The 16,398-nt window shown below is 71.8% G+C and carries 12 protein-coding genes and 2 tRNA genes; 3 read left to right on the plus strand and 11 right to left on the minus strand.

Going from position 1 to position 16,398, the window contains the following annotated elements; translation table 11 throughout:
* Position 1 precedes the first annotated feature (1 nt).
* Positions 2-74, minus strand: a tRNA-Arg gene (locus OG842_RS19370).
* A 261-nt stretch (positions 75-335) separates the two neighbouring features.
* Positions 336-426 (minus strand) — tRNA-Ser (locus OG842_RS19375).
* A 228-nt stretch (positions 427-654) separates the two neighbouring features.
* Between OG842_RS19375 and OG842_RS19380 the strand changes: the two genes are divergently transcribed.
* Together OG842_RS19380 and OG842_RS19385 are read left to right on the plus strand one after the other, a co-directional pair.
* A complete protein-coding gene (locus tag OG842_RS19380) occupies positions 655-1,122 on the plus strand; it encodes an SSI family serine proteinase inhibitor (protein WP_266731192.1) in 468 nt (155 codons plus the stop codon).
* 180 nt (positions 1,123-1,302) lie between these two features.
* Positions 1,303-5,193 (plus strand): PAS domain-containing protein, encoded by a 3,891-nt coding sequence (locus tag OG842_RS19385; RefSeq protein ID WP_266731193.1) that lies wholly within the window; start codon positions 1,303-1,305, stop codon positions 5,191-5,193.
* A gap of 78 nt (positions 5,194-5,271) precedes the next feature.
* Here the strand turns inward: OG842_RS19385 and OG842_RS19390 are convergent, their stop codons facing one another.
* From OG842_RS19390 to OG842_RS19425, 8 genes are all read right to left on the minus strand, one after another.
* Positions 5,272-6,921 carry a long-chain fatty acid--CoA ligase gene (locus OG842_RS19390; protein WP_266731194.1) on the minus strand — a complete coding sequence of 550 codons (1,650 nt, stop codon included), beginning with the start codon at positions 6,919-6,921 and terminating at the stop codon, positions 5,272-5,274.
* Positions 6,922-7,067: 146 nt separating this feature from the next.
* Complete coding sequence (locus OG842_RS19395; RefSeq protein WP_266731195.1) at positions 7,068-7,757, minus strand: SigE family RNA polymerase sigma factor; 690 nt, start codon at positions 7,755-7,757, stop codon at positions 7,068-7,070.
* 196 nt (positions 7,758-7,953) lie between these two features.
* Complete coding sequence (locus tag OG842_RS19400; protein ID WP_266731196.1) at positions 7,954-9,120, minus strand: lipid-transfer protein; 1,167 nt, start codon at positions 9,118-9,120, stop codon at positions 7,954-7,956.
* Complete coding sequence (locus tag OG842_RS19405; RefSeq protein ID WP_266733689.1) at positions 9,117-9,512, minus strand: MaoC family dehydratase; 396 nt, start codon at positions 9,510-9,512, stop codon at positions 9,117-9,119. The genes OG842_RS19400 and OG842_RS19405 overlap by 4 nt, the downstream gene beginning before the upstream one ends.
* Before the next feature lie 2 nt (positions 9,513-9,514).
* Complete coding sequence (locus OG842_RS19410) at positions 9,515-10,564, minus strand: acyl-CoA dehydrogenase family protein (RefSeq protein ID WP_266731197.1); 1,050 nt, start codon at positions 10,562-10,564, stop codon at positions 9,515-9,517.
* A gap of 1 nt (position 10,565) precedes the next feature.
* Entirely contained in the window at positions 10,566-11,516 is a 951-nt protein-coding gene (locus OG842_RS19415) for a bifunctional MaoC family dehydratase N-terminal/OB-fold nucleic acid binding domain-containing protein (RefSeq protein WP_266731198.1), read from the minus strand.
* Entirely contained in the window at positions 11,513-12,727 is a 1,215-nt protein-coding gene (locus OG842_RS19420) for an acyl-CoA dehydrogenase family protein (RefSeq protein WP_266731199.1), read from the minus strand. The genes OG842_RS19415 and OG842_RS19420 overlap by 4 nt, the downstream gene beginning before the upstream one ends.
* A 236-nt stretch (positions 12,728-12,963) precedes the next feature.
* Positions 12,964-13,275 (minus strand): hypothetical protein, encoded by a 312-nt coding sequence (locus OG842_RS19425; RefSeq protein ID WP_266731201.1) that lies wholly within the window; start codon positions 13,273-13,275, stop codon positions 12,964-12,966.
* A 336-nt stretch (positions 13,276-13,611) separates the two neighbouring features.
* Between OG842_RS19425 and OG842_RS19430 the strand changes: the two genes are divergently transcribed.
* Positions 13,612-14,493, plus strand: coding sequence for a bifunctional DNA primase/polymerase (locus OG842_RS19430; protein WP_266731202.1), 882 nt, complete (start codon positions 13,612-13,614; stop codon positions 14,491-14,493).
* Between the two features lie 7 nt (positions 14,494-14,500).
* Here OG842_RS19430 and OG842_RS19435 read toward each other — a convergent pair whose 3' ends face one another.
* Entirely contained in the window at positions 14,501-16,093 is a 1,593-nt protein-coding gene (locus OG842_RS19435; protein ID WP_266731203.1) for an ABC transporter substrate-binding protein, read from the minus strand.
* Between the last annotated feature and the right edge of the window lie 305 nt (positions 16,094-16,398).

Consider the following 16,398-nt stretch of genomic DNA (forward strand, 5'->3'; position numbering starts at 1 on the left):
GTGCACTCGGCAGGATTCGAACCTGCAACCTTCTGATCCGTAGTCAGATGCTCTATCCGTTAAGCTACGAGTGCTTGTGCTTCCCGGTTTTTTTCTCCCCGGTCGGCGTTGCGAGAACAACATTACATGACCTGCGCCGTGACGCGAAATCCTTTAGCTCCACCAGTCCTGACCTGCGGAAATGCCCTGCGCGACGGTGTCGCGCAGGTACTGCCGGGGCTGTTCGGGGCGGCACCGGCGGAGCGTCCAGGTCCGGATACGACGAAGCCGGGTGCAGCCGAAGCCCGGATACGACCGAAGCCCCGTGCCAATGGCACGGGGCTTCGGTGATGAAGCGGAGGCGGAGGGATTTGAACCCTCGATGGGCTTTAAGACCCAAACCGCATTAGCAGTGCGGCGCCATAGACCGGACTAGGCGACGCCTCCAGCACACCCCGCGCGAGCGCGAGTGGTGCGTGCAGATGATGACACAGTTGAGCGGTGCGTCACCAATCGATGCCTACGGTACTAGGCAGTCGGCCGCGAGGGCAAAGCGTCTGCGGTTGCGCAACGCCGTGGCGTGCGGAGCGTTAGTGAAGACGGAGGCATCACCTCCCGTCCTTCCGTCCGTTCCACCGGCACTTCCGCCGCAGTGCACGAGCACAGGAGCCCGCAATGTTGCGCCGCCTCGCCCTCACCGCCCTCGTCTCCCTCGCCGCACTGTCCGCCGTCGCGCCGGCCGCGACCGCGGACAGCGGCACCCTTCCGCTGCCGCTGCCCCGGCCGCTGCCCCTGCCCGTGCTCCAGGGCGAAGCCCCTGCCCGGCTGACGATCACCGTCTCGGGCGCGGGGAACGCCGCCGCCGACGGGACCTTCGAGCTTCGGTGCGCGCCGGCGGGCGGCAGCCACCCGGTGGCGGAGCAGGCCTGCGGCCGGCTGGACGAGCTGGCGGGCGAGGGGAAGGACCCGTTCGCCCCGGTGCCCGGGGACGCGCTGTGCACCCTGCAGCACGGGGGTCCGGCCACCGCCCGGATCACCGGGACCTGGCAGGGGCGGCGCATCGGCACGGTCTTCAGCCGGACCGACGGCTGCGAGATCTCCCGCTGGAACACCCTCGGACCGGTGCTCCCGAACGTCGGCTGACCGGCCCGGCCCGGACGGAGTCGTACACCGTATGCACAGAACCTTGGTGAGAGCTCCCCCTCATCCGCAGCCCCTCGCCCCTCCGCTGCCTTTAGACTCCTCCAGTGACAGCCCGCGGCCCGAGGGGCAAGATGGGGCCCGCTGTCGGCAAGGTGCGGTAACCAGGGAGGAAGCGTCGTCGTGAGCAGCAGGCCATCCCGAGGCGCTGCTCGCCTCGCAGCCATACTCGATGCACTCCCCGACGGGCTGCTGCTCGTCAACTGCAACGGCACGGTCGTCAACGCCAACACCATCGCGCTCGAAATGTTCGAGACGCCGGGCACCGCGCTCGTCGGGCGCGGGCTCCTGGACCTGCTGCCCGAGTTCGACTCCAAGCTGATCCCGGGGTCGATGCGCCGCGCCGACGCCGCCGACGACCGCAGCCGCACGAAGCCGACCCGGATGACCGCCCGGCGGACCGACGGCACCGAGTACCCGGTCGAGGTCACCAGCGCCAGCCTGGAGGACGGGCAGGCCGCGTACAACGACTTCCAGAGCACCTACAGCGGCAGTTACACGGGAGACGAGCTGCTGATGCTCGTCGTGCGGGACCTGTCGGGCACCGTCGACACCGAGGCCGAACTGGCCCGTTCGCAGCGGCAGACGGAGATGATCCTGCGGGCCGCGGCCGAGGGCGTCGTCGGTACGGACACCGACGGTCGGGTCGTCCTGGTCAACCCCGCCGCCGCGCAGATCCTCGGCTTCCGCGCCAGCGACCTGGGCGGCCAGGAGCTGCATCCGCTGATCCTGCACTCGCGGGCGGAGGGCGAGCCGTTCCCGTACGAGGAGTCGCCGCTCGCCGACACCCTCAGGTCCGGGCGCAAGCACCGGGTGCGCGGGCAGGTCCTGTGGTCCAAGAGCGGCGCGCAGGTGCCGGTCGACCTGACCACCGCGCCGGTCCGGGACGGTGACCAGCTGGTCGGCGCCGTCATGACGTTCACCGACCGCAGGCCGTACGAGGAGCTCGGCGAGCAGCACCGGGCCGAGCTAGCCGAACTGACCGGCAGCCACACCGCCGAGGTCGCCGAGCTGACGGAGCGGCACAGCACGGAGCTTGCCGACCGGACCGAGCGGTACGCGGCCGAGCTGGAGGCGCAGGCCGATCTGCTGGCGGCGCTGACCGCCCGGCACACCCAGCTCACCGCCGTGCTCGGCGAATCGCTGCGCGGCCCGCTGGAGGAGCTGCGCGGCGAACTCTCGACGCTCGCCGCCGACCCGGCAGGGCAGCTGTGGCCCGAGGCCAACCAGATCCTGCACCACCTGGCGGCGGGCTACGCCCGGATGACCACCCTCGTCGACAACGTCCTCGGCTACCAGCTCCTGGACGCCGGCGCCGAGAAGCTGGCCAAGACGAACGTGCTGCTCGACTCGGTCGTGACGGCCGGCATCGACGCGGCCGTCGAGCTGATCGGTCCTGGGCGCGCCCAGTTCGCCGTGCACGCGCCGCCGATCGAGGCCGAGGTGGACGCGGCCCGGCTGGTGACCGCGCTGGCCCATCTGGTCGCGGATGTCGCCGGGGTCGACTCGACCGGCAAGACCCGGGTGGTGCCGGGCGGCGGGTACGTCGACTCGACGGTCGTCGTCGCGGCGGCGCAGCGCGGTGAGGTCGTACGGATCGAGGTGCGCGGACCGTTCGCCGGGGGAGACCCGGTGCACGAGCCGATCGTGCGCGGGATCGTGCGGGCGCACGGCGGTGTGCTCCAGACGCACGAGGTGCCGGGGATGAGCGGCAGCGCGTATGTGCTCGAAGTGCCGTTGGGCGCCGGTTCGGGGACGGTGACGGCGCCCGCGTCCGAGCCGGAGCCCGAGGCCGGTGCGCAGCCCGCTCCCGGGCCCGAGGCGGCGCAGCAGCCGGGCGGCGGGCGGCGACGCGCGCGGCGGTCGTCCACGGACGCGTTCCTGGAGAGCCCCGTGGGCGGCTCCGGGGCGGGTGCCGGGTCCGACGGTGACACGGCGGCGGCCGAGCCGACGGGGCGGCGCCGGGCGCGTCGTGAGCCCGTGGCGCAGGACGCGCCCGGCGCGGAGAGCGCGCGCACCGAGGGTTCGGGGCGCAGGCGGGGGCGGCCGAGCCCGGCCGAGACCGGTGCTCAGCACCCGCTGCCCGAGCTGCCCGGGTCGCCTGGATCACCCGGGTCGCCGGAGACGCCTGAGCAGGGGCAGGGGGCCGGGCAGGCGTTGGCGCTGCCCGCGGCCTCCGCGGCCCCGCCCGCCCCGTCCGAGGGTTCCGTGGTGACGGCGGCCGAGGGTGCGCAGGGCGGCGGCAGCCGGCCGCAGCTCGGTCAGACCGTGCCGCCGCAGGGCGTGCCGGCCGAGGGGCAGATGGCGGTGCCGGTGCCCGCGGGTGGGCACCGTGCGCGTCAGGGTGCCGAGAACCAGGGGCAGGGGCAGCTGGCTCTGCCCGCCTCCGCTTCGGATTCGGACGCTGCTCCGGACTCGGCTGCCGTCCCCGCTTCGGCCGTGCCGTCGCAGGCGCCGCAGCCGGCCGGGCGGCGGGCCCGGCGGGCGCTGGCGGCCGCCCAGGAGCGGACCGCCCAGGCCGAGCCCGCAGGGCCCCGTACCGCGTTCGCGCTGCCGCCGGCGGAGGCCGACCGGTCCCCGGCCACGGCCGCCGACGCGGACGCCTGGCTGCCGGGGCGCCATGACGCCGTACACATCGCGCCGGGCGACGACCACACCCCGCCCCAGCCGCATCCCGTACCGACCGGCCGTCGCCGCGCCCGCCCCTCCGAGGCCCCGCTCCAGGCCGAACAGGGCGAGCAGGGTGACGGGCTGCCCGGCGAAGGAACGGAGCCGCCCGCGGCCGGGCAGACCACGCATGCCACGGGCACCACGGCCGTCACGGCTCCCGCAGCGGGCTCCGCGGAGGGCCCGCAGGGCATCTCGCCCGTACCGGACGCGCGCAGGCAGCCGCTGCCCGCGGAGGCTCCGATGCCGGGCGATTCGTCGGACTCGACGCAGGGGCGCGCGTTCAGCGTGCGGACGCTCGGGCAGGGCGTGCCCTTCGCCCAGCACATCGCGCACCAGCAGAACCAGACGCTCGGCGGTGCCGGACGGCGCCGCAAGCTCGCCGCGCCGCCGGAGGGCGAGCGCACCCCGCAGGCCGCCGCGCCGGCGCCGTCCCCGTCCGTCCCCGCACCGGGCTCGGGTCCGGGGCAGGGCCCGCTGCGCCCGGCCCCGGAGGCCGAGGGGCGCTCGTACGCGATAGGCGCCCCCGACGAGGGCGCCGAGGGTCCGGAGCCGCTGGACGGTCCGGGTGGCGCGGTCGAGGTCGCCAACCGCCCGTCGCCGCAGCCGGTCGACGACGAGCTGCCCCCGGAGCCGCTGGACAACCCGCGCCGGCTGCTCGTCTGGCCGGCGCCCGACGTCTCCACCCAGCAGGCGCTGAGCGACCGCGGCTACCGGCCGGTGATCGTGCACTCGCGCGAGGAGGTCGACGCCCAGATCGCGGCGTTCCCCGCCGCGCTCTTCGTCGATCCGCTGACCGGCCCCATCACCCGCAAGGCCCTCCAGTCGCTGCGTCAGGCGGCGGTGGCGGCCGAGGTTCCGGTGCTGGTGACGGCAGGCCTGGGACAGGCCTCGCGGGACGCGGCGTACGGTGCCGACCCCGCCGTGCTCCTCAAGGCGCTCGCCCCGCGCGACAGCGAACAGCATCCGCCCCGGGTGCTGTTGATCGAGGAGCACGAGGAGATCGCGCTGGCGCTGACGGAGACCCTGGAGCGCCGCGGCATGCAGGTGGCGCGGGCCTCCACCGACAGCGAGGCGGTGTCGCTCGCCACCCGGATGCGGCCCAACCTGGTGGTGATGGACCTGATGCAGGTGCGCCGCCGCCGGGCCGGCATCGTCGACTGGCTGCGCGCCAACGGCCAGTTGAACCGGACCCCGCTGGTCGTCTACACCTCCGCCGACATGACCGGTTCGGAGCTGCCGAAGCTCGGCTCGGGCGAGACCGTGCTCTTCCTGGCCGAGCGGTCCACGAGCGAAGAGGTCCAGGCACGCATCGTCGATCTGCTCGCGAAGATCGGTACGAACTGAGACGCGGGAAGTGGGACACGCCGAGGGCGGTGCGGGAGTCGTTCCCGTACCGCCCTCGGCGTTTCCGCGGCGCCCGGATCAGAGCTGGGTGATGTCCAGCTCGCCCGCCGCGTACTGCCTGCGGATCACCTTCTTGTCGAACTTGCCGACGCTGGTCTTCGGCACGGCCGCGATGACCGTCCAGCGCTCCGGCAGCTGCCACTTGGCGATGCCGGACGTGGCGAGGAAGTCCTTCAGCACCTCGTAGCCGACGCTCGCGCCGTTCTTGAGGACCACGGTCGCCAGCGGGCGCTCGCCCCACCTCTCGTCCGGGACGGCGACGACCGCCGCCTCGGCCACATCGGGGTGCGCCATCAGGGCGTTCTCCAGTTCGACGCTGGAGATCCACTCGCCGCCGGACTTGATGACGTCCTTGGCCCGGTCGGTGAGCGTGAGGAAGCCGTCCTCGCTGATCACTCCGACGTCACCGGTCTTCAGCCAGCCGTCCTCGCTGAACTTGTCCTCGGGGCGCAGCGGCTCACCGTCCGCACCTCCGTAGTAGGCCCCGGCGATCCAGGGGCCGCGCACCTCCAGCTCACCGGCCGACTCGTTGTCCCACGGCAGGTGCTCGCCGCCGGGGCCGACCAGCCGTGCCTCCACCCCGGCCGGGAAGCGGCCCTGCGTTATGCGGTAGGGCCATGCCTCCTCCTCGGTCAGTCCGGCGGGCGGGTTGGCCATGGTGCCGAGCGGCGAGGTCTCCGTCATGCCCCAGGCCTGGCAGAGGCGGACGCCGAGCTTGTCGTACGCGGCCATGAGGGAGGGCGGACAGGCGGCGCCGCCGATGGTGACGCGGGCCATGGAGCTGAGGTCGCGCGGGTTGGCGGTGACCTCGGCGAGCAGTCCCTGCCAGATGGTGGGGACTGCGGCGGCGTGGGTCGGCCTCTCGCGCTCGATCATCTCGGCGAGCGGGGCGGGCTGCAGGAACCGATCGGGCATGAGCACGTTGATGCCGGACATGAACGTCGCGTGCGGCAGCCCCCAGGCGTTCACATGGAACTGGGGGACGACCACCAGCGTGGTGTCCTTGTCGGTCAGGCCCATCGACTCGGCCATGTTGACCTGCATGGAGTGCAGGTAGACGGAGCGGTGGGAGTAGACGACGCCCTTGGGGTCGCCGGTGGTGCCGGAGGTGTAGCACATGACGGCGGCCTGGCGTTCGTCCAGCTCGGGCCAGTCGTAGTGGGTGGGGCGGCCGGCGATCAGCTCCTCGTACTCGTGCACCCGGGGCGTCGCCCCGTCGAGGAGCGAACGGTCGCCCGGACCGGTGACGATCACGTGCTCGACCGACGTCAGCTGGGGGAGGAGGGGCGCGAGCAGCGGCAGCAGGGAGCCGTTGACGATGAGGACCCTGTCCTCGGCGTGCCCGACGATCCAGACCAGCTGTTCGGCCGGGAGCCGGAGGTTGAGCGTGTGGAGGACCGCGCCCATCGAGGGGACCGCGAGATACGCCTCCAAGTGCTCGGCGTTGTTCCACATGAGGGTGGCCACCCGCTGGTCGCCCTCGACGCCGAGTTCGTCGCGCAGCGCGCCGGCGAGCTGCGTGGCCCGTCGGCCGATCTCGGCGAAGCTGCGCCGCTGCGGCTCGGGTTCGCCGGTCCAGGTCGTGACCTGTGACTTCCCGTGAATGGTCATCCCGTGGTTCAGGATGCGGGTGACAGTCAGCGGTACGTCCTGCATGGTGCTCAGCACGGCGTCCTCCCGGTGGGCGCTACGCGGCAGTAAGGTTGGCCTGATTCTGCCCACATACCGCGCGGTATGTCACTAGTCCCGAGAGTACGAATCGGTGTCGTTCGGCAGAATCAGGCGCGGTCGCCGGTGCACCGCCGCCCCCGGAGTCACCGCACCGGAGCGAGTTCCGGGTCCTGCCTGAGCTTGCCGAGCGCCCGCGACACCGCGCTCTTCACGGTGCCGACGGAGACCCCGAGCACCTCGGCCGTCTGGGCTTCGCTCAGGTCCTCGTAGTAGCGCAGGACCACCATCGCCCGCTGCCGGTCCGGCAGCTTCATCACGGCACGCCACATGGCGTCGTGCAGCGTCTGCTGCTCGGCCGGGTCGGGGGCCGGGGCGGCCTCCTGCTCGGGCAGCTCGTCGCAGGCGAACTCGTCGACCTTGCGTTTGCGCCACTGCGAGGTCCGGGTGTTCAGCAGGGCCCGGCGGACGTAGCCGTCGAGCGCCCGGTGGTCCTCGATCCGCTCCCAGGCCACGTACGTCTTGGTGAGCGCGGTCTGCAGCAGGTCCTCGGCGTCGCTCGGGTTGGCGGTGAGCGAGCGCGCGGCCCGCAGCAGCACGGGCCCCCTCGCCCGGACGAAGGAGGAGAACGATGGGTACGGGGCGTACGGCGCGTTCGGGGTGTGCGGGGCGTACGGAGTCCGCGAGGGGTACGCGGGGCGTGCGGTGCGCGCTCCGTGCTGGCTGGGTGCGCCGTGTTTGGTGATGTGCGGGGTGTGCGACATGTGTCCCGGGTACGGCGCATGTCCGGTGGTGGCGGCTCCCCCGGAGCTGCCCGTGCAGACTGGCGTGGTCATGGCTCCACGCTAGAAGCGGGCACCGCACCGGGGGATCGGCCCCAGGTCCCGAAAGCGCGTCCGCCTCAGGGTGTAGGGGTAGGGCCTCCTCCACCTCCTGTAGGTGGAGTCGTCGTCCCCGGGGATCAGGGGCGCGCCCCTGAGGCGGCCCCTGACGCCCGCCCGGCCGCGGGCGCCCGCCCGGGGCCGGACGCGCTCAGTCGTCCGTGCCGAGGATCAGCCCCGAGGTGGGTACGCCGGTGCCTGCCGTGACCAGGGTCCTGGCCGCCCCGGAGACCTGGTTCACCGACGAGCCGCGGATCTGCCGGACCGCCTCCGCGATGCCGTTCATGCCGTGCAGATACGCCTCCCCCAGCTGGCCCCCGTGCGTGTTCAGGGGCAGCGCGTCCGCCTCGACGAAGCCGGCCGCCTCGCCCGGCGCGCAGAAGCCGAACTCCTCCAGCTGCATCAGGACGAAGGGGGTGAAGTGGTCGTAGAGGATGCCCACGTCGATGTCGGAGGGGGAGAGGCCGGAGCTGCGCCAGAGCTGCCGGGCGACCACTCCCATCTCCGGCAGGCCGGTCAGACCGTCGCGGTAGAAGCTCGTCATCTGCTCCTGCGCCCGCCCGGCGCCCTGCGCCGCGGCCACGATCACGGCGGGCGGCCGCCGCAGGTCCCGGGCCCGCTCGGCGCTGGTGACGACGATCGCCTGCCCGCCGTCGGTCTCCTGGCAGCAGTCGAGCAGCCGCAGCGGTTCGACGATCCACCGCGACGCCGCATGGTCGGCCAGGGTGATCGGCTTCCCGTAGAAGTACGCCGCCGGGTTCCGGGCGGCATGTCGGCGGTCGGTCACCGCGACATGGCCGAAGACGTCCGGCGTCAGCCCGTAGGCGTGCAGATAGCGCTGGGCGGCCATGGCGACCCAGGAGGCCGGGGTGAGCAGCCCGAAGGGCAGGTTCCAGCCGAGCGCCGTGCCTTCAGCGGTGGGCTCCCGCTGCTGCACGCCGGAGCCGAATCTGCGCCCCGAGCGCTCGTTGAACGCGCGGTAGCAGACCACCACGTCGGCCACCCCGGTCGCCACCGCCATCGCCGCCTGCTGGACGGTGGCGCAGGCCGCCCCGCCGCCGTAGTGGATGCGGGAGAAGAACGACAGCTCACCGATCCCGGCCGCCTGGGCGACGGTGATCTCGGGGCTGGTGTCCATGGTGAAGGTGACCAGCCCGTCCACGTCGTCGGGGGTCAGCCCGGCGTCGTCGAGGGCGGCCCGCACCGCCTCGACGGCCAGCTTCAGCTCGCTGCGCCCGGAGTCCTTGGAGAACTCGGTCGCGCCGATCCCCACGACCGCCGCCCTGCCGCCGAGCGAATCGGCCCTGCGCACGCTCATGCCGCCCCCCGCGGTACGCCGACGGTCACCGTGCCGGTGACGTGTCTGCCCAGGCCGTTGGAGCCGATGATCTTCACCTCGGCCGTCCCGTCGTCCGCGACGGAGGTGACGGTGCCGCTCAGGACCATGGTGTCCCCGGGGTAGTTGGGCGCGCCCAGCCGGATCGCGACCTTGCGGAGCACGGCCGACGGGCCGAGGCGGTCGGTGACGTACCTGCCGACCAGGCCGTTGGTCGTCAGGATGTTCATGAAGATGTCCGGGGAGCCCTTCTCCCGGGCGACCTCCGCGTCATGGTGCACGTCCTGGTAGTCGCGGGAGGCGATCGCGCCCGCCACGATCAGGGTGCGGGTCACCGCGATCTCCAGCGGCGCCAGTTCGTCACCGGCCTTCACCTTCACTCCGTGCCCTCCTTCACCAGCGAATCGCCGAGCTCCTGAAGCACTTCGCCGCCGCATCCCAGGTAGGCGTCGAGCTGCCGGCCCCAGAGGAAGTGGCGGTGCACGGGGTGGTCGAGGTCCGCGCCGGTGCCGCCGTGCAGGTGCTGCCCGGCGTGCACCACGCGCTTTCCGGCCTCCGAGGCCCACCAGGCGGCGGTGAGCGCCTGCGGTCCGTACGGCAGACCCGTGTCGTACCGCCAGGCCGCCTCGTACGCGGTGACCCGGATCGCCTCGGTGTCCATATGGGCGTCGGCGGCGCGCAGCAGCACCCCCTGCTTGGTGGAGAGGGGGCGCCCGAACTGCTCCCGGGTGTTGACGTGCGCGACGGCACGGGCCAGCGAACCGGCGCACACCCCGGCCTGCAGTCCCGCGAACGCCGTCCGGGCCGCCGCCAGCACCGCCTCGTACGCTCCGGCGCCGCCGAGCCGCTCCCCGCGCGCCCCGTCCAGGACGAGCCGCGCCGCCGACCACGGCGCCGTGGTCTCCACCGGCTCGGTCAGCACACCGGGATCACCCGTCCGGACGATCCACAGCCGGTGCTCCCGGTCCGCTACGAGGACGAGGTCGGCGTCCCGCAGCCACGGCACGTACGGCACGCTGCCGCTCAGCCGCCCGGCGTCATCGGTGCCGGTACCGTCCGCCCGTATCCGGCCGCGTGCCGGGAAGGCCCCGGTGGCAACGGCCGTGCCGTCCCTCAGCGCGGGCAGCAGCCGCTCCCGCTGCTCGTCCGTGCCGTGCCGGGCGACGGACAGCAGCCCGTACACACAGCTCGCCGCGAACGGCACCTGCGCCGTCGTGCGCCCCTGCTCCTCCAGCAGGAGCACCAGGCCGAGCAGCCCGGTCTCCTCGACGGCCGCGGTCAGCCCTGCCGCGCAGAGCTCCTTCCACAGCTCGGCGTCGGTCGCCGGGCCGGCCACGGCCAGCCGCTCGGGCGTCGACAGATCGCCGAAGATCCGCGCCGCGAGCCCCTGTGCCGCCGACTGCTCCTCGGTGGGTGCGAAATCCATCTCAGCCCTCGCCTCCCCGGAATACCGGAAGCTCCAACTCGGGGTCCGTACGCAGGAATTCCAGCCGCACCGGCATTCCCGGCCGCACCTTGTCGTACGGCACGCCGACGACATTGCTGACCATCCGTACCCCCTCGACCAGCTCGATCAGCGCCACCGCGTACGGTCCGCCCGCCCCGTCGGCGGCGAACGCGGGGAAGGGCGGGTGGTGCATCACCACATGGCTGAAGACGGTGCCCTCGCCGCTCGCCTCGACCGTGTCCCACTCCTGGCAGCCGCACGCGTTGCAGCCGGGCAGCCAGGGGAAGCGCAGCGTGGCGCACTCGCCGCACCGCTGGATCAGCAGCCGGTGCTCGGCGACGCCCTGCCAGAACCCGGCGTTGTCCCGGTTGATCACCGGCCTCGGGCGTCGGCTCCTCGCGTCGCCGCGCGCCGCCCGCTTCGCCGTCGCCGGGGTGTACTTGAGGATCCGGAAGCGGTGCGTACCGGCGGGTTCACCGTCCGCCCGGACGTCCATGCGCGTGGTGACGAAGTACCCCGTCCCGAGCTTGGTGGTCTTGCGCTCGGAGACCGATTCGATGACCGCGTCGAAGGTGATCCGGTCCCCGGGCCGCAGCGGCCGCAGGTACTCCTGCTCGCAGTCGGTCGCGACCACCGAGGTGTATCCCGCGCCGTCGAGCAGCCCGAAGAGTTCCTCGTACGCCGCGGAGCGGTCGGTGTGCCCCGACAGGCCGCCCATCGTCCACGCCTGGAGCATCGTCGGCGGAGCGACCGCGTCCGGTCCCGAGTACGCCGGGTTCGTGTCCCCCATCGCCTCGCACCAGTGCCTGATCATCGCCTCGTTGACCGGGTCCTTGCCCGTGCCCGCGGTCGCGGCCGCCCGCCCCTCGAACTTCTTGAGCCGCCCGTGGAGCTCGTCCGGCCCCTCGGGCACTCCCGTCCCGGCCGTCACCGCCTGCCCCGCTTCATGCCGAGCCGCATCGTCGCGACGATCTCCCTCTGCACCTCGCTCACCCCGCCCCCGAAGGTGTTGATCTGCGCCGCCCGGTTCATCCGCTCCAGCTCCCCGTCCCCGAAGGCGCCGGGCGAACCGCCCCGCACCATGCCCGTCTCCCCGGTGATCTCCTGGCACATCCGGTACACCTCGACGGCGCTCTCGGTCCCCGCGAACTTCACGCCGCTCGCCTCGCCCGGGGCCGGCGAACCCGCCCCGACGTCCCCCACCAGACGCCAGTTGAGCAGCCGCGTCGCCGCCAGCCGGGCATACGCCTCGGCCAGCCGGGCGCGCACCCACGGCTCGTCGGCCGGGCGCCCGCCCGTCACGGGGTCGGGGGTGCGGGCGTGCGCGAGGGCCGCCTCGTAGAAGTCCTCGGCCTGCATCCCGATCGCGGCGAGGGCCACCCGTTCATGGTTCAGCTGATTGGTGATCAGCCCCCAGCCGCCGTTCTCCGGGCCCACCAGGTTGGCGGCCGGCACCCGTATCCCGTCGTAGTAGGTGGCCGTCGTGGTGAGCCCGCCCACGGTCTCGATCGGTGTCCAGGAGAACCCGGGGGAGTCGGTCGGCACGAGGATGATCGAGATGCCCTGATGCTTGGGCGCGTCGGGATCCGTACGGCAGGCGAGCCAGATCCAGTCCGCGTTCTGGGCGTTGCTGGTGAAGATCTTCTGCCCGTCGATCACCCAGTGGCCGGCGTCGCCCCCGGCACCGTCCGTACCGGCGGCCTCCCCGCGGTCCCGCACAGCCCTGGTGCGCATCGAGGCGAGGTCCGTACCGGCCTCGGGCTCGCTGTAGCCGATGGCGAAGACGAGGTCGCCGCTGAGGATCCTGGGCAGGAAGTACGCCTTCTGCTCATCGGTCCCGTACTTCATCAGCGTCGGGCCGACGGTGTTGAGGGTGACCATCGAGACGGGTGCCCCGGCCCGGTACGCCTCGTCGAAGAAGACGAACTGCTCGTCGGCGCCGCGCCCCTGGCCGCCGTACTCGACGGGCCAGCCGAGCCCGAGCATCCCGTCGGCGCCGATCCTGCGCAGCACCCGCCGCTGTTCGGCCGGGTCCTCGGCCCCCGGGGCCGTACCCGCGTCCCTCCCGGGCATCACCTCACGAAAGTACGTGCGGAGTTCGGCGCGCAGCTGTTGCTGGCGTTCCGTCTGGGCGAGGTGCACGGCGGGCTGCCTCCCGGACACGGGGCGTACGGATCAGGGTTTCTGACTGTCCGTCAGATCCAGGTCCGCTGTCAAGGTCGACGACGCCCCTCGGGGGCGCGCCCGCCCCGGTGGTCCACTTTCTCCGGCAACGCGAAACGGCCCGCGCGAGGGCACCGAAGCACCCTCGCGCAGACCGTGTTGCATGTGCGGCCGACCTTGGCCCGACCCCCCGACCGGCCATGACCGGCCATGGCTCACCAGAGGTTGGTGAAGTTCACCGCGATGTTGTCGTTGTCCTGGTCGACCACGGTGAACCCGGAGCCGTTGACCTGCGCGGAGTTGCTCGAGTTCGACGCTCCGGAGCCGACGGCCTGCTGCTGGGACGTGGACGAGTTGCCGGAGTTGTTGCCGCCGACACCGCTGCCGACGACCGTCGCAACGGCCGCATTGGATCCGTCGTTCGCGAACGAGCCGCTGTCGGCCTGGGCCACACCGCCGAAGAGCGCGGCGGCAAGGGGCAGGGCGGCAACAGCGGCGAGGGCACGAGCGGTACGGATGCTTGCCATTTCAATTCCTCCAGGAACCGGAAGTACGGCTTGTTCCGAGGCAGTTGGTCGACCGCCCCGGTCTTGGTCACGACGTCGCGAGACCAGAGTTGCCCACCGGATCCCCGGCGAACCGCCCGTGCTCGCCGATTCCCCCGCAGGCGTGAGGAAGCTCCGATAAACCTTTGTGCGCCCCAAAAGCCCCAGGTCACCCCTGCCCGCGCCCCGCCGGGGGATCACCGGGAAGCTGCCGGGCGGCCCGGCCCCGTACCCCCCAAGGGGAGAAGCGTTCCGGCAGCCGGGCCGCCGACGCCACACTCCCTTCCCTTTTTCGAACACCTGAACGAAAATAGAGCCATGGCCATCACCGACCGGCAGACCGCCACCCTGGCCCTCGCCCACGCGCTCTCCGCCGCCGAGCGCGGGCTCCCCGTCATCCCGCTGACCGCCCGCAAGCTCCCCGCGCTGCCCTCTCCGCACCGGAACGACGACCGCCGGTCCACCTGCCGGGGCGCGTGCGGCCTCCCCGGGCACGGTGTCCACGACGCCACCACGGACCCGGCCGCCGTACGGGCCCTCTTCGCCGCCGCCCCGTGGGCCACCGGCTACGGCATCGCCTGCGGCCGGCCCCCGCACCACCTCATCGGCATCGACCTGGACGTCGACACCCCGGGCGGCGAGGACTCCGCCGTATCGCTCCGGCGGCTGGCCCTGCACCACCTGTTCACGATCCCGCCGACCGTCACGGTCCTCACCCCGAGCGGCGGGCGGCACCTCTGGCTGACCGGCCCGCCCGGCATCCCCGTACCGAACTCCGCGAGCCGGCTGGCCCCCGGCATCGACATCCGGGGCACCGGCGGCTACCTGGTGGGCCCCGGCTCGGTCACTCCGCACGGCCGCTACCGACTGGCCCCGGGCACCGCCGGCCTGCCTCCGGCCCCCTGCCCCCGCGCACTGCTGCGCCTGCTCATGCCCCCGGCGCGCCGCCGGACCGGGGCGAAGTCCCCGGACCGGGGCCGGGGACTGGTCCGCTTCGTGCTCGCGGCACGCGAGGGCCAGCGCAACACACGGCTCTTCTGGGCAGCCTGCCGCGCCTACGAACACGGCTACGGCGACGCCCTGGCGGACGCCCTCACCCACGCCGCCGTCCTCACCGGCCTCACCGAACGCGAGGCCCGCGCCACCATCGAATCGGCGGCCCGCCTCACCACGGCCGCGCCCGGAGCGACGGACGACTAGCAGAGCGTCAGGGCGCCATGCTGAGTTCCCAGAACCGGAAGACGGTGGACGTGTCCAGACAGTTCTGCAGGCCCCGGACGTTCTCGTTGGCGACCGCGTACTGCTTTCCCTGCCAGAGCGGCAGGAGCGGCAGCTGACGCGCCACGATGTCCTGGAGCTTGATGAACGCCGACCGGGTGTTCGAGCGGTCGGTCATGGACGAGGTCTCCGGGATGATCTTCTTGGTGATCTCGCTGTTCTCGTAATTGTTCGACAGGACGTTTCCGTCGCCGAAGAACGGCTGGGTGAAGTTGTCGGGGTCGGGATAGTCAGGAACCCAGCCCTTGACGTAGACGCCGAACTTGCCCTCGGCGATGCCCTTTTCGTACTGGTCGAACGGAACGGACTTCATCTCGGCCTCGAACAGTCCACTCTTGTTCAACTGATCGGCGATGGTCCGGAGTTCGTCGTCGGTGGCCGGTCCGTAACGGCTCGGCGTGGACCAGAGGGTGAGTTTCACCTTCTCGGTGATCCCGGATTCCCTCAGCACATCCTTCGCCTTCTGCGGCTGCGGGCTGTCGCCGTAGGTGTTGAAGAAGGAGTTGCCGTGCCCGGTGATACCGACCGGGACGATCGAGTAGAGCGGCGTCGCCGTGGACTGGTAGACCTGGCTGACCAGTGCGTATCGGTCGACGAGATAGGCGATGGCCTTGCGTACGGCGAGCTTGCCGACCACCGGGTCGGAGACGTTGAAGACCATGTGCTGGACTTCCGCGCTGCTTCCCTGGACGACGTCGATGCTGTCCTTCTCCGCGCTGGGCGAAGTGTCCAGAGCGGCAACCGTCTTGGCGGTGAGACCGCGGTACGCGATGTCGACCTCGTCCTCCTCCAGCGCGGTCTTGAGCGCGTTCTGGTCACCCTGGAAGAGCTTCATCGTCACGCCGGAGTTCTTCACCTCGGCGGTTCCGTGATAGCCGGAATAGACCGAGAATTCGGCCTTCGTCTTGTCTATGGAGTCCAGCTTGTAAGGACCGGAACCGACCGTCTCGCCGCCTTCGAGCAGCTTGTCCTCGGGATAGACCCGGCGGTCGACGATGGAGCCGGCACCCGATGCGATCTTGCTCGGGAACGTGGCGTCGGGCACCTTGAGGCGGAATACGACGGTCTTGTCGTCCGGGGTCCTGATCGACGAGATGCCGGAGAGCAGCGGTGCCGGTCCCGCCGGGTCGTTGATCTTGATCGCCCGGTCGAAGGAGTACTTGACGTCCGCCGAGGTGAGGCTGTGGCCGTTGCTGAACTTCAGGTCGTCGCGCATGGTGCAGGTGTAGGTCCTGCTGCCGTCCGAGAAGGCGCACTCGTCGGCGGCCTCGGGCACCGGTATGGAGCTCCCGGGCGGGAAACTCAGCAGTGACTGGAAGACGTTGTTGAACAGCAGCCAGGACCCGGGGTCGTACCCCGCGGCCGGATCGGTCGCCAGGATGTCGTCGGACATGCCGACGACCATCGTGTCCTTGCTCTCGAACGGCCAGATCTGGTCCTCCGAGCCACAACCCGCCAGTAGCAGCACCACCGCCACTCCCCCCGAGATCAGAGTGGCCGACCGCCTCGTACGAACCTTCACAGAACGCGCCTCATACTCTCGGCCGGGAAAGTGGGGCTCCCCGGACAACCGGATCAGGTCAGGAACTACTGCGAACGTCGCGACCGTCCAGCACTGTCAGCCCGGCCGTGCGCGGTGGTGCGGACCGAAAGCCTGCCTGGACATGGTGTTCACCAGGGTTCTTCGTGGTGACCGACTGCCGAATGACAGCTGATGAACGATGAAAGGCAGACCATGATCGGCCTCGTGGTGCGTTGACAATCTAGTAGTACGCACCGCTGTGTGGTGGCACATCATGCGACAAAAATCTTCACCCGCAGCCGGTG

Source organism: Streptomyces sp. NBC_00376 (genome assembly GCF_036077095.1).
GTDB lineage: Bacteria > Actinomycetota > Actinomycetes > Streptomycetales > Streptomycetaceae > Streptomyces.